The sequence below is a fragment of the Paraburkholderia sp. EG304 genome (genome assembly GCF_046543485.1).
Classification (GTDB): Bacteria; Pseudomonadota; Gammaproteobacteria; order Burkholderiales; family Burkholderiaceae; genus Paraburkholderia; species Paraburkholderia youngii.
In genome coordinates this window covers 74,413-87,917 of sequence record NZ_JBKGUA010000020.1, presented here as the reverse complement: position 1 = coordinate 87,917, position 13,505 = coordinate 74,413, and the positions used below count along the sequence as shown (strand labels likewise).

9 protein-coding genes are annotated in these 13,505 nt (G+C 59.9%); 4 read left to right on the top strand and 5 right to left on the bottom strand.

Going from position 1 to position 13,505, the window contains the following annotated elements; genetic code table 11:
• Positions 1-339 precede the first annotated feature (339 nt).
• Positions 340-5,838 carry an AAA family ATPase gene (locus ACLFKU_RS23470; RefSeq protein WP_410850636.1) on the bottom strand — a complete coding sequence of 1,833 codons (5,499 nt, stop codon included), beginning with the start codon at positions 5,836-5,838 and terminating at the stop codon, positions 340-342.
• A 175-nt stretch (positions 5,839-6,013) separates the two neighbouring features.
• Positions 6,014-6,967 carry a LysR family transcriptional regulator gene (locus tag ACLFKU_RS23465; protein ID WP_410850635.1) on the bottom strand — a complete coding sequence of 318 codons (954 nt, stop codon included), beginning with the start codon at positions 6,965-6,967 and terminating at the stop codon, positions 6,014-6,016.
• A gap of 110 nt (positions 6,968-7,077) precedes the next feature.
• Here ACLFKU_RS23465 and ACLFKU_RS23460 point away from each other — a divergent pair, with 110 nt between their 5' ends.
• The 4 genes from ACLFKU_RS23460 (at position 7,078) to ACLFKU_RS23445 (ending at position 9,954) form a co-directional block, all read left to right on the top strand.
• On the top strand, positions 7,078-7,827 hold the full coding sequence (locus ACLFKU_RS23460; protein WP_410850634.1) for an SDR family NAD(P)-dependent oxidoreductase: 750 nt from the start codon (positions 7,078-7,080) through the stop codon (positions 7,825-7,827).
• 30 nt (positions 7,828-7,857) lie between these two features.
• On the top strand, positions 7,858-8,883 hold the full coding sequence (locus ACLFKU_RS23455) for a LysR family transcriptional regulator (RefSeq protein ID WP_410850633.1): 1,026 nt from the start codon (positions 7,858-7,860) through the stop codon (positions 8,881-8,883).
• Between the two features lie 165 nt (positions 8,884-9,048).
• On the top strand, positions 9,049-9,441 hold the full coding sequence (locus ACLFKU_RS23450; protein ID WP_410850632.1) for a DUF3331 domain-containing protein: 393 nt from the start codon (positions 9,049-9,051) through the stop codon (positions 9,439-9,441).
• 78 nt (positions 9,442-9,519) lie between these two features.
• A complete protein-coding gene (locus tag ACLFKU_RS23445) occupies positions 9,520-9,954 on the top strand; it encodes a hypothetical protein (RefSeq protein ID WP_368585101.1) in 435 nt (144 codons plus the stop codon).
• A gap of 71 nt (positions 9,955-10,025) precedes the next feature.
• On the opposite strand, the gene ACLFKU_RS23440 is transcribed toward ACLFKU_RS23445, so the two are convergent.
• From ACLFKU_RS23440 to ACLFKU_RS23430, 3 genes are all read right to left on the bottom strand, one after another.
• A complete protein-coding gene (locus ACLFKU_RS23440) occupies positions 10,026-10,571 on the bottom strand; it encodes a hypothetical protein (RefSeq protein ID WP_410850631.1) in 546 nt (181 codons plus the stop codon).
• A 112-nt stretch (positions 10,572-10,683) separates the two neighbouring features.
• Positions 10,684-11,943 carry a flagellar hook protein FlgE gene (gene flgE / locus ACLFKU_RS23435; RefSeq protein WP_410850630.1) on the bottom strand — a complete coding sequence of 420 codons (1,260 nt, stop codon included), beginning with the start codon at positions 11,941-11,943 and terminating at the stop codon, positions 10,684-10,686.
• 369 nt (positions 11,944-12,312) lie between these two features.
• Complete coding sequence (locus ACLFKU_RS23430; protein ID WP_410850629.1) at positions 12,313-13,281, bottom strand: alpha/beta fold hydrolase; 969 nt, start codon at positions 13,279-13,281, stop codon at positions 12,313-12,315.
• Between the last annotated feature and the right edge of the window lie 224 nt (positions 13,282-13,505).

The following is a 13,505-nucleotide window of genomic DNA, read 5'->3' as shown; positions in this document are numbered from 1 at the left end:
TGGGTTGATTGGGGGATAGGGGAACCACCGTGCGAACAGGCCTGGATTCAGCGCAATTACGTTGCCCGGCATTGCAGGCATCATGCGACGCAATACCTGGCGGAACATCCTGCAAAAAAGAACGTAATACAGAAACCGAACGGTTTAGTTGAATCGATCGGCTATTACGTGCCCGTTCTCGAGCATGATAATTTGAGCAGTGAGGTTCGCGCGCTGGAGCTGCGTCGTGAAAATGCAACGAAGGTAAGCACGACCCCGATCTCTACCAGCGTCGAAAAGATGAAATCTATGACTGCAGTCGTCGTTATTCGCTATTCGGCTTTATGTCGCCACGGACGATCACGACAAAACCGCGCGATGCCGGGGTAGCTTGAACTGAACGAGCGCGCCGCATGGAGAGCACTCGCTGACCCACAGTCGGCCGCGGTGCGCATCGATGATCGAACGACAGATCGAAAGTCCCATGCCAAGGCCCGTGGACTTCGTGGTGTAGAACGCGGTGAATGCGCGTTCGGCGCCGTCCGGACCAAAGCCCGGACCCGAGTCGCGCACCGTCACGAGCACGCACGCGCCGTCGACTTCACCGGTACTGATATGCACCTGTCGCACCCCATCGATGCCGCTCATTGCCTCCAGCGCATTGATGATCAGGTTGAGCATGACCTGCTGCAGTTCCACACGGTCGCCTTCGACGAAGGGCAAACACTCTGCAAGCTGCATCACGAGCAGGGCGCCGCATTTCCTTGCTTCGCCCCGCACGAGTTCGACGATCTCGCGGATCGCCTCGTTGATGTTCACCGGCTCCTTTTTCCGTGGCGCCTTTCTGATCAGTTGCCGCAGCCGCCCGAGCACCTCGCCGGCGCGGTTGCCATCCCTGAGGATGCCGTCGAGCGCCAGGCCGACCTCGGTGAGGTTGGCGGGCTCGCGGTTCAGCCATCGCAATCCGGCTTCTGCATGGGCCACCGTCGCGGCGATGGGTTGATAGACTTCGTGAGCAATCGAGGCCGCGAGCTGCCCCATAGTCGCCACGCGGTTCGCGTGCGCCAGATCGGTCTGTACTTCGCGGTAGCGCTGCTCGCTCTCGCGGATTTTTTGTTCCGCCTGCTTCTGCTCGGTCAGATCGAGTACGAACGCCAGGCCTTCCCGGCCGCTTGCGTCGAACGCAGCGAGGCCCACAATAATGGGAACGCGACTGCCGTCCTTCCTGATGTATTCCATTTCGAACGGCTTGGTGCGTCCAGTTTCCGTTAACTCGATGCGCGCGCGGATCGCGTCGTCATGCTTTTCCGGTGGCGTCAGATCCAGCCAGCGGACGCGGCCGGAGACCAGATCGTCGCGGTCATAGCCCACCATGCGCAGAAATACGTCATTGGCTTCGAGGATATTCCCGTCGGCATGCCAGACATTGATCCCGATGATGTTGGCATCGACGAGACGCCGGATCTTTGCTTCGCTTTCCGCGACATCGCGGTACAAACGGGCATTTTCGAGCGAAATCGCAGCCTGCGAGGCCACGAGCTTCAGCACGGCGATCCGGGCCGGGCTGAACACGCGGGCAGTGAGGTTGTTCTCGAGGTAGAGCGCACCCATGAGCTTGGCTGCGTTCATCAAGGGCAGGCAGAGAACGGACCGGGCGCGATGCAGACGGACGTAGGGATCCGCGGCAGCCAGGGGATCCGTTGCGGCATCGTCCAGAAAGATAGTCTCGCGCGTACGCAAGACCTGGTTGAGGATCGACTCCGGCAACATCGCTGCGGTGAGCGGCGCGTCGGAGAGCTGCACGTGGACCGCGTCGCCGGCGGTGGTGGCTTCCGCAGCGATCCGATGGCCGCCCGCATCCGACAGGATCAGCAAGCCCCGTTCGGCGCCCGCCTGCTCGATCGACGTGCGCATGACCATGCCGAGCAGCTTTTCCAGATGGATCTCGCCGGAAGCCGCCTGCGACACCTTGATCACGGTCGCCAGATCGAGGTGCTCGATGGGTGCCGCGATCGTATTCGTCGGTCCGGTCGCCGCCGCCTCGTCGGTTCTCAAGTACGGATACTGTTCCTCGAGTTGCCGCGCCTTGCCGATGGCGCCCCAACGCAGATAGCCATTGTGGGCGTCCTGCATGCAAACGCGCGCAAACTTGCGAAGATCGCGTGCGGCATAAAAGCGGGACGCAAGTTCGTTGGCCAGTGCCTCGACGTGCGCGAAATCGCTATCCTGCGCCAATCGGATGGCTTGCTCGTAGAGCATTTCGGCGTCGATCACGCGGTCTTCGATGCGGGCGATCTCGGCGCCGACCAGCGCGGTATGGCTGGCGAAGTTCTCCGCGCAGAGATCCGCCCAGATACTCAGTTGCTTATGATGGGCACGCAGCGTGTCAAGGTGCTGCGTACGCTCGCCAGCCGGGATGGCGTCGATCCGGCCAGCCCACGCCAGCGCGGCATAGAAGCAATATTCAGCCTCCTCGGTGAACGAGTACATGACCCAGCCTAGCTCATTCGCCTGTGCAGCCGCGTGCGTGGCCGCCTCATAGTCGCCGGCAAGATAGCGTGCCTGTAGCTTCCGAATCCAATACATGCACACGTACGACACGGAGGTTTGAGACAGGTGACGTTCTGTGTGAAGCTCGTCGAACTCGGCGCAATCGAAGCTGCCGAACCCCGGTGTCAGGCCGCGGAGCGTCCGGATCAGTGCGAGCTGCAGCCCACTAAAGGCTGTGACCATCGGAAACTGCACTCTCTCGCAGTATGCGATGCCGGATTCTGTCTCCCGGTGCGCCTCGGATAGTGGTGCGCCGGTTACAAGCAGGGTCGAGACGACGTGATTGCGTGAGAACGCCCCCCACGGAATATCGCCGGTCCGATTGGCCATGTCGAAAACGCGGTGCATCTGCTCTGCGCAATTGCGCATGGGTTGAACCAGGCGCGCAGCATACATGTAGTAGGACAGATACGTGCGCGCTTTGTAGCGTTCGAGGCCACGCCGTTCGACCAGTTGGCAGCCGAGCTCGCCGAACTGGAAACCGGCCTGATAGTCGCCGAAAACGCGTCCGGCGAACCTCGGAAAATTAGCGTAGGCCACGGACGAGGCGTCGCTATTGCCGTGCTCGAGGCTCAGCGTGATTGCCTTGCAGATCGTCAGGCAAGCGAGGTTCCCGTCGCTGTGGAGGGCAGGCGGGACTAGCGAGATCACTGCATCGATGGTTGCGAGGGCGACCGCGTCCTGCATCGGCGGCAGATCGATGAGCTCCTCGATGGCCCGCTCCCCGAGTAGCGGCCAGATGCGCTCGTATTCGCTGCGCACGGCCGCGTCGTCCGGATGCGGTGACCAGTCGATGCCCACATGCCGAAGGAAGGCGAGGCACACAGCGACCCCGATCTCGCGCTTGCCGAGCATCAGGAAGACATCCATCTGCAAGCACGCGACCCGGGCGCGCTCGACGGTGGTCGTAGCACGCCTCGATAACTCCGCCAGTCGCGTTTCGGCAGCCAGCAGTTGTCCCGTCAGGAGCTCGCACTCGGCCCGGTTCAGCTCCAGTGCAAAGGTCAACTCATGCCGGCGTTCCCGGCCATTGTCATTCAACAGATCGGCGCCGGCGCTGAAATAGGCGAGCGCCGAGGCATAGGCTGCCGACGCCCTGGCGCGCTGGCCGGCGCGCAGATTGAGTTCGGCCAGTTGCTCGCGTTCATCCCGTTCGGTGATCAGCGCAGCGCCGCGATTGAGCTGCCCGACAATTTCGAAGATCGCTTCCTCGCGTTTTTCCGCCGGGGCCTGCGCGATGAGCAGGCGGCCGATCCGCAGATGCGCGTCGGCGCGCGAAGATTCAGGAATCAGGGAATAGGCGGCCTGATGAACCCGGTCGTGAACGAACGCGTAGGCGCCTTCGAGCCGCACGGCCAGTTCCTGACGGACTGCCTCCCACAACACGCCGTGAACCCGCATCTCCTGCATGCCGAGCACGGCGGATAATGTCGCGATGTCCGCGGTGTTCCCGAGACAGGCAAGCTGCTGAAGCGCGTGCTGTATCGCGGGCGGCAGGCGCGTCAGCTTGCCTGCCATCAGATCCACGACGTTGTCGGTGTAACCGCTGGCCTGGATGCGTTCGGTATCCCAGCACCACTGCCGCGCATCGTGATCGAATGCCAGCAGACCGCCTTCGGCCAGCGCGTGCAGGAACTGGATCACGAAGAACGGATTACCAGCGGTCCGGTCGGTCACGAGGCGCGCCAGTGGCGCAAGTTTTTCAGGCGCACAGTGCAGCGCGTCCGCGATCAGATTCCCGATGTGCGCACCGGTCAGCGGCGCGAGCCGGATTTCCCCGATCTTCGCGCCCGCGCTGCGGATCGCCTGGAGCCGGGCCGTCAGCGGATGGGCGGCATCCACCTCGTTGTCGCGATAGGCGCCGATGACCATCAGATAGCGCAGTTCCGGCTGGATCAGCAGGTCCGCGAGCAGGTCCAGGGTCGCTGCATCGAGCCACTGCAGGTCGTCGAGAAACAGGGCCAGCGGATGGTCGGCCTGAGCGAATACACCGATGAAACGCCGGAACACCTGCAGGAAGCGCTGTTTCGCCTGTTGTGGTTCGAGCTCCGGGACCGGGGGCGGCTCGCCGATGATCAGCTTCAGTTCGGGGATCAGGTCGCTGATGAGCGCCGCATTGGGTGCAAGCGCCTCGGCCAGTCTTGTGCGCCAGCCTGCCAGCTTCGTGTCGGACATGCCCAGCAGCATGCGCACCAGGCTTTGAAATGCCTGGATCAGCGTGGCATACGGAATATCGCGCTTGTACTGGTCGAACTTGCCGGATGCAAACAATCCCCGTGGCGGCACGAGGATCTTGTGCAGTTCATTGACCACCGACGATTTGCCGATGCCCGAATAACCGGAAACCAGCACGAGCTCGGGCACGCCATTGCTGAGAATCCGGTCGAACGTGGTGACCAGGGTATCGACTTCGCGCTCACGTCCGTAAAGCTTCTCGGGGATCATCAGCCGGTCGGGGGTGCCGTGCTCGTCCAGCGCGAAGTCGTCGATACGCCGCTGACCCTCCCAGTCCGCGAGGCAACGCCGCAGATCATGCTCGACACCGGCAGCGGTCTGATAGCGCTCCTCGGCTGTCTTGGCGAGCAGCTTCATGACGATGCGGGAGATGACGGCGGGGATGGCTTCCACCCGCGCGCCGGGTGACAACGGCGTTCTGGCGATATGGCAGTGCACCCATTCCATCGCGTCCGTGGCGGCAAACGGCAAGACACCCGTGAGCATCTGGTAGAACGTGACGCCGAGCGCATACAGATCGCTGCGCGAATCGATCGAGCGATTCATCCGGCCGGTCTGCTCGGGCGCCATGTAGGCAAGTGTTCCGGCGATGGTTTCGGGTGGCTCGGGCGCCTGGCGCTCGCGTGGCAGGCGCGAGGCCAGGCCGAAGCCGGTCAGTCGCGGCTGTCCATCGGTGCAATGCACGAGGATATGCGCGGGCTTCAGATCCTTGTGGACCAGGCCGCGTTGATGAAGCTTGCCTAGCGCAGCCGCAATGCCGCAAGCGATTTCGAGGAAGTACCCGATCTCGAGTGGTGTGCCGAGCAGACGCACGAGTGGTTCACCACCTGGATCTTCGAATGCCAACGAGACCTGTCCGTTCTCACGCACCAGCCTTAGCGGCCGTACCGCCCACGCACTGTCAAGCTCGTCCTTCAGCCCGAACTCGTGGGCAAGACGATCGAGACTGGCGGGCATCGGCTGGTCAGCGGCAAGCCGTGCGAGCAGCACACTCTGGCCGGCCACCACCGGGAACTGTTCTCGCGAGAAAATGCGCTCGCCGTCGTCCCATAGAACATTTCTTTTCTGATCCATCGGAGTCGCAACGAGATAGGTCAAATTCTGCGGATACAGGCACTTCGGAAGAATACACGTTCCTTATGGCGGCGTCATTGGTAATGCGGATCATTATCAACGGGGGCGCAAGTAGCAGCATCATGCGTGAATCCTTTCCCCGGCATCATTCGCACGTACGGCAGTGACAGCGCGATCAGGTCCTTTTCGATCTCACCTTCGGGTGCGAACGTGGTGCAGCTACACGGACGGACGCGGCAGGCGTGGCCTTCCATCCAACCAGTTGTGCCGTGACGAAATCCATGAATACCCTTGCGCGCATTGGAATGTCCCGTCCAAAGGCATGAAGCGCATGCACGGGCACGGCCGCCAGCGCCTCGTCCTGCAGCACGGCGCGTAACCGTCCGGCAGCGAGGTCATCTCGCACGGCGATCGCCAGGATCTGCGCAATACCCAGTCCATTCAACGCTGCCACCCGCATTGCGTCGCCGCTGTCCGCGTCGAACACGCCGTCGACAGCGACAGTCGTTCCATCTGCGAAGATCACGGGATACGCGCGCCCGTTGAGGCGATAGCGCACGTGTCGATGCGCGATGAGATCCGCGATCCTCCGCGGTGTTCCGTTTTCACGCAGATAAGCCGGCGCAGCCACCAGCACCAGCGGCAACTCTGCAATGGTGTGCGCATGCAGACCGCTATCTCCTAGCCATCCTGCTCTGATCGCGATATCGAAGCCATCGCGGATCAGATCGACATGGCGATCGCTGACGCTCACATCGAGCGCGAGTTCCGGATGTTTCGTCATGAGTTGCCGGGTGAGCGGGTCCAGCAAAAGGCGCCCCAACTCGCCTGGCAGGCTCACGCGCAATCTTCCCGTGGCAGTTGCGGGCGATCGCAGAACTTCGTCTGCACTCTCCAGGCCGCGCACGAGCGGAGCGACTCTCTCGTAGTACGCCTGCCCTTCCACGCTCAGGAGGAAGGCGCGCGTCGACCGTTGAAACAACCTGACGCCCAGGCGCTTTTCGAGCCTCGCGATGCTTTTGGACACTGCGGAAGGGGTGGTGCCTAACGTTTGCGCTGCACTCGTGAATGAGCCAGTCTCGACGGCGCGGACGAATGCGGCAAGACCATTGAAATTTTCGACAGACATGATGACAGAACGGAATAACTGAAATGATCATCGTGTGACTTTAGCGCCTTCGCAGCCATTGCTACATTCCGGCTGTACGCCAGATCGGCGAAATAGGACGAGGAAAGAAAATGAATCGGCTCGCAAATAAGGTCGCTGTCGTCACAGGCGCGAATAGCGGAATTGGGTTGGCGACAGCCAGGCTGTTGGTCGAGGAGGGTGCGAATGTGATCGTGGTAGGCCGCCGGGCAGATGCGGTCAATGCGGCCGTATCCGAACTTGGAGATAGGGCGATCGGGTTGACGGGCGATCTCGCGAACCCGCAAACGCACGATGAGGTGGCCTCGCTGGTTTCCCGCCGTTTCGGCGGACTCGATATCTACTTCGCCAATGCGGGAATCAATACTATTGCGCCCTCGAGCGATGTGAGCCACGAATCGTACGACCTTCACTTCACGACTAACACCAGAGCCGTCTTTTTTGGCGTCCAGAAAATCGCACCGTTGATGCGCGAGCACGGCGCCATTCTGCTGACCAGTTCGATTGCGAGTTCGAAGGTGTTCGAGGGGCACGCCGTCTATGCCGGCACCAAGGCCGCGATCGAGGCATTTGCGCGGAGTTGGGCGCTCGAATTCCAGGCACGTGGCATTCGCGTGAATGTCATCAGTCCGGGACCGGTCGATACGCCAATTCTCGGGAAACTCGGCATCGGGAGCGCCGAACGGCCCGCATTCGAGGCGGCCGTTGCAGGCCGCATTCCACTGGGTCGCCTCGGCCGTCCCGAAGAATTGGCGCGCGCGGCGCTCTTCCTTGTCAGCGACGAAAGCAGTTTCATCAGCGGCATCAATCTGAACGTCGATGGCGGTATGTCGCTGATATGAGTTGACCCGAAGTGATTAACGGCTCGTGAAATGAACGGCAAACAGCACATGCTCGTCCCGACTGGCTTGACGAGGTCTCCCCCGGCTTCGAGCGACGACTCGCTCGCATCCAGTTTCGCCACCAGCTATGCGGGCGTGATCTCCTTCCTCGCGGTAGTGAGCGAAGGCAGCTTCGCCAAGGCTGCCAGTCGGCTCGGCATCGGCCGCTCGGCTGTAAGCCGCAACGTCCAGAAACTCGAAGCGCAAATCGATGCGCGGCTCCTGCTGAGGACCACGCGCAGCACGGCATTGACACGCGAAGGCGAACTTTTCTATCAGAACTGCAACCCCGCTGTCGAGCGCATCGTCCAGGCTCTCGCGGATATGCGCGAACTTCGCCAGGGTCCGCCGCGCGGCCAGTTGCGCGTCTGCTCGACGACGGGCTTCGGCCGCACGATCGTCGCGCCGCTGCTCAGCGGCTTCTGTACGGCGTACCCCGATATTGCGCTCGACTTCATGCTCAAGGACGGCCCCGTCGAATTCACAACGGAGCGTATCGACGTCGCGTTTCGTGACGGCAAGCTGGACGACAGCCAGGTCGTCGCCAAACAGCTGATCCCGATGCAGATGATCGTGTGTGCGTCGCCGGAATACGCGCGCGCTCACGGTTTGCCGCGCTCCGTCGAAGACCTCGAGATGCATCGCTGCATCAATCTCCGTCTTGCTTCGGGCCGTATCGCCGGATGGGAATTCAAGGTCGGCGGCGTGAGCCGTAAAGTGGTCCCTAAGGCCGTGCACGTTCTCAACGATGCGGATCTGATGCTGCAGGCAGTGCTTGCGGGCCACGGCGTTGCCCAGCTCGCAGCCTACCAGGTGAGCGAACTGCTGCGCGCGAAGCGTCTGTACGCGTGCCTTGCGCAGTATGCGCCCGACGACCGCGGTCATTATGCGTGCTATCTGAGCCGCAAGCATTTGCCGTCGCGCATTCGGGTATTTATCGATTACATGACCGAGCAGATCCGCGCGCTCGATCTGCAATGTCCAACTGAAGTCGTTCGTCCAGCCTGTTGTCCTTGATTGTTGATGCGATGACAACACGGCGAGCCCGTGCTCGGGGCTACTGCCGCTCGCACATGGCGCCTAGGATTTCACCTGACGTGGAGCGCTGTTCCGGACGCTCACATTGGCATGCGAATCCGACTTAGCTTGAAGAACACGCAACGATGTAAGAGGAGCCCGAATATGGAGGCGCAGTCGAATATTCTCGATCCGTGGCTGATGACTATTGGCATCCTTGGGCAACTGTCGGGTGAGAAGAGCTCGGGAAGCAACGTTGCATCGGAGTGGACACGATGGTCGGAACGTTCGGCAGGAAAGCGGGCAGACGGACTCACAATCCGCTTTTTGGAGCGTGCCACGACAACGAGCGTCACGCTCGCGTGGCTGGACCCGTTGCGATGTGTCTACGGAAACCAGGAATGGCACCTGATTCGTGCTCGTCGCTCAGGAGTATGTGCAGTCAGCGGTCGCCAGATCCAGCTGGACGAGTACATTTACCGGCCCCAACGTAGGCGCCCTCAGGCCGTGAACGCAGACGCGATGATCCTTAAAGACGAATTGGAGAAGCGCTTGTAAGCGAATGCGGCAAGCGCTGCCGGGAATCGGGCTGACCGTCTTCGGGTCGCGTGCAGGCAACACTACAGGAACATGACCATGGGACAAGAAGAGGCCGGCGTTTCGGTAGCCCCAGATGCGCCGGTGCTGGGCGATGACACAGACGTCGATGGCTTCGCCGTCCCGCGGCGCACCTCATGGACGAGACGCCTCGTCAAAATCACTGCATTGTGGGCGCTCGTCGAATTTCCCATGGAATTCTGGGTCGCGCCAGACGACATGCAGCGGCTCGCGCTTGCGCTTGCCACCGTAATCTGGCTTCTTCTCGCATTTTATGTGCTCAGGGGCAGCGCGGCGGCGCGCGGCACACTTGCCTTCCTGTGTGTGTTGAGCGTTATCGCCATCGCGCCGGCGCTGCCCGCCGAGTACGCGGGGTTTCGTGTCGCGTTCTGGTTGTCGTTGGTCGAATGCGCACTGAAAGGCCTGTTATTCGTCGCTTTGCTGTCATCACGCCATACCGCCGTGTCTGGATGATGTTCGGCGCATGCCGCACGATATCGCCTTATTTCTTCACCGCTGGCCCCCGATATGCGAGCGTCCGGACATTAACTCTCGACGGTCGTCAGAACGCAGGCTACAACGTCGATTGCGATGCTCGTGATGAGCGGGGGGCGCGGGATCTTCGTGCTTCCCCCTCCACCAATCTGGAAGGCGATCAGAAAGCGACTCGACATCGGTAACTGGTATGCAGAAACGTCGAATTGCAGCGCACGGGGCATTCGTTGCCCGAAATGTCTCAGGTCCAGGCTGCCCACGGGATGGTCCAGTTCATCAAAGACATACCCAGTTGCCCGTACCGGGTATGCAGCGTCACTTTGCATCGTGACGTTAAAAGTCACCGTTGAGATGATCTGCTCATTTTCAATTTGAAATTGGGAAAAATAAGCGGCTACAAAGTCAACGTTCCAGTCGTCAGGACAGACGCAACACTCCTGGAAGCCGGACCATCCCGCTGGCGTAGCGGCCAGCGTGGAGGGCTTGAGTCGGGTGGCTTTGACAATCGGAATCTCCGTCAGCGAATTTCCAGCTTCCCCCGTCACACAAAACGGCCTGAAGACGGAGGGAGCTGATACAACCGAGGTGCTGTCCATATCGGTTTGGGGACTGTGGTGAGAGCTAGCAGCGCAGCTAGCGCCACACGAAGTACTGGAGGGTTCAGGTGAGCGCAAAGGCAGGACGCCGCCTGCCTGGGTCCTGTCCTGGCTACAAATTGATGAGCGATTGGTCGACGGTTTGCTGGGTCTTTATCGTTTGAGCGTTGGCCTGATAGTTCCGTTGCGCCGTAATAAGCGCTACGAGCTGGTCAGTCAGATCAACGTTCGAACTTTCCTGCATAAATCCTTGTAGCACACCGTGGTTGAAAGTGCCCGGCGTGCCGATTTGCGCAGCCCCTGACGCCAGAGTTGCGTAAAACAGGTTGCCGCTTTGACTTTGAAGCCCATTCGGATTGGCGAAAGTCGCCGTCGCCACTTGCCCAATGACGAGTGTCTCCCCGTTCGTGTAACCGGCAGTGATGGTGCCGTCGTCAGCGACGGAAAGTGTGCCGTTGTAAGCGGCCGCGGCGTATCCGTCGGGGTGATACCGGGTCACGCTGTCTGTCGTCGCGGCGTACTGCGTGGTGTTGCCGAGATCGATGGCAATCGTTTGCGGGCTGGCGCTGCCGTTGGTCGTGTTCATCTCGAACGAAAGCGAACTCGAACTGGTGAGTCTCCCTGATGAATCGAAAGTCAGTGTTCCGATTTGCGTGTACGGGGAAGGCGTCCCGGTTCCATTGTCAACGGTGACATCCGAACCTTGGGGCGCTATATAGGCACTCCATTGATTGGGGGTGGCCGGATCTTTCACAAGATAAATGCTGATCTGATGCTCGTTACCTTCTGAATCGTACGTAGTAGCCGTCGTTGCGAAGTTGTAGCTCTGGTTGTTGGTAGGGTCGAACGGCGTGACTTTCGGGGTTTCATCTCCCGCGTTGAGATTGAAAGACCACGCGATCGCGCTGGTCGGCTTCGGGGGCAGATTTGCCACGGTCGCAGTCGTTAATTGAATCAGTCGTGAAGTGTCGACGACACTATTCGGACCAACTGCGTATCCCATTAACGGAAGGCCATTGCTGCTGTTAATAATATTTCCGTCACTGTCTTGCTGAAATTGACCGTTTCTCGAGTAGACCAGAGTACCGTTCTGAGAAAGCAGAAAGAAACCATTTCCTCTAATGTCGAGATCGAGCGGATTACCTGTTTGGGTAGGTGTTCCTTCCGAGAAGTCCCGGACGATCGTCGACGTTGCAACACCGATGCCGATCTGATTATTCGTCGCGCCGAGCATCGCGTTAGCGTACATGTCGGAAAAAACCGCCGTGCCTTGTTTGAATCCCACCGTGTGGGCATTTGCAATATTGTTGCCGATGACATCAAGATCGTTTGAGGCGGCATGCAAGCCGCTTAGCCCCGTCTGGTAACTCATATGGTCTTCCTTGGTCGAACATCAGAGTGTGTGGTGATGTAATTCCGCCGGAGGCAGGCGGTTTCGCCCGAGGAATTCTAAGTGATGTGTTTTCCTATTATTTATGAAGCTTCGTCCAAATATTTGTTCCGTATATTCATAAAATAGCGCGGCTATTGAGAATTAATGTTCTGTTTCAGGCGGTTGCTGCGGATTTCAACTGATGGAGACATTTCGCGCGACATTTGAAGCGTAGGCGCGCGTTGTACGGGGAGCGTCGCATGTCCTTGCAGGACGAGTTATTAGACGCACGCGAGTGGGCGACCCGCATGCAAAAGAGGGCAAGGACGAGAGTCCTTGCCCTTGTGATCAGTGAAGTTCTAGCCGCGCTTAGCTTTGGATGAATGCGAGCAGATCCGCGTTGAATTTCTCTTTGTGCGTGTCAGTCAAGCCATGCGGCGCGCCAGGGTAGACAATTAACTTCGAGTTTCTTATCAGCTTTGCCGATGCGCGGCCGGCTGCGTCGATAGGCACGATCTGATCGTCTTCTCCATGAATGATCAGCGTCGGGACGTCGATCTTTTTCAGATCTTCGGTAAAGTCGGTTTCGGAGAATGCCTTGATCGAATCGTACGTGTTTTTGTGGCCGCCCTGCATGCCCTGCGCCCACCACGAATCGATCAAGCCCTGCGACGGCTTGGCGCCGGGGCGGTTGAAGCCATAGAACGGTCCGGATGGCACGTCTTTGTAGAACTGCGAGCGGTTCGCCAATTGAGCAGCACGCAGGCCGTCAAATACCTCGATCGGCAATCCCCCCACGTTTGTGGGAGTTTTCAGCATCAACGGCGGAACAGCCGACACGAGCACGACTTTTGACACGCGTCGAGTACCGTGACGGCCCAGATAGCGTGCAACCTCGCCGCCGCCGGTGGAAAAGCCAACAAGTACGGCATCCTTGAGGCCGAGCGTTTCGAACACCGTCGCCAGGTCGTCGGCATAGGTATCCATTTCATTGCCGTTCCACGGTTGGCTCGAACGTCCGTGGCCTCTGCGGTCGTGCCCCACGGCGCGAAAGCCGTGCGACGCCACTAGCATCATCTGCGATTCCCAACTATCGGAGCTAAGCGGCCAGCCGTGACAGAACACCACGGGGCGGCCTGCACCCCAATCCTTGTAGTACAACTGAGTGCCATCTTTCGACGATATGGAACTCGAGAAGTGTCGGTGGTTCGCTTTCGATGCCTGCGGTGAAGCGACGGCTGGGCTTGCCTGAACCGTACCCGGGAGCATGGCGGCCGCGGCACCGCCGATCAACAATTTTCGACGTGTGGGTTGTTCATTCACCTTACTGCTTTTCATATTCATCCTCGTTGTTGAGCGTCTGCTCTGAGCGGGTCTGGTTTCGTTGACCATGGCGATCGCACGAAGTCATGCTTCAGCAGCGCGAGAGGAATGTTAGGGGGGCATCCCGACGAAAAAAAGGCTGAAAGAAGGCAACGTCGTGTTGCATCCGGAAACATCAAAGGACGCGACGCTAATCGGCTCTTGAATGAGGGGCCACCCCGATCTGGCGCGGCCGAATG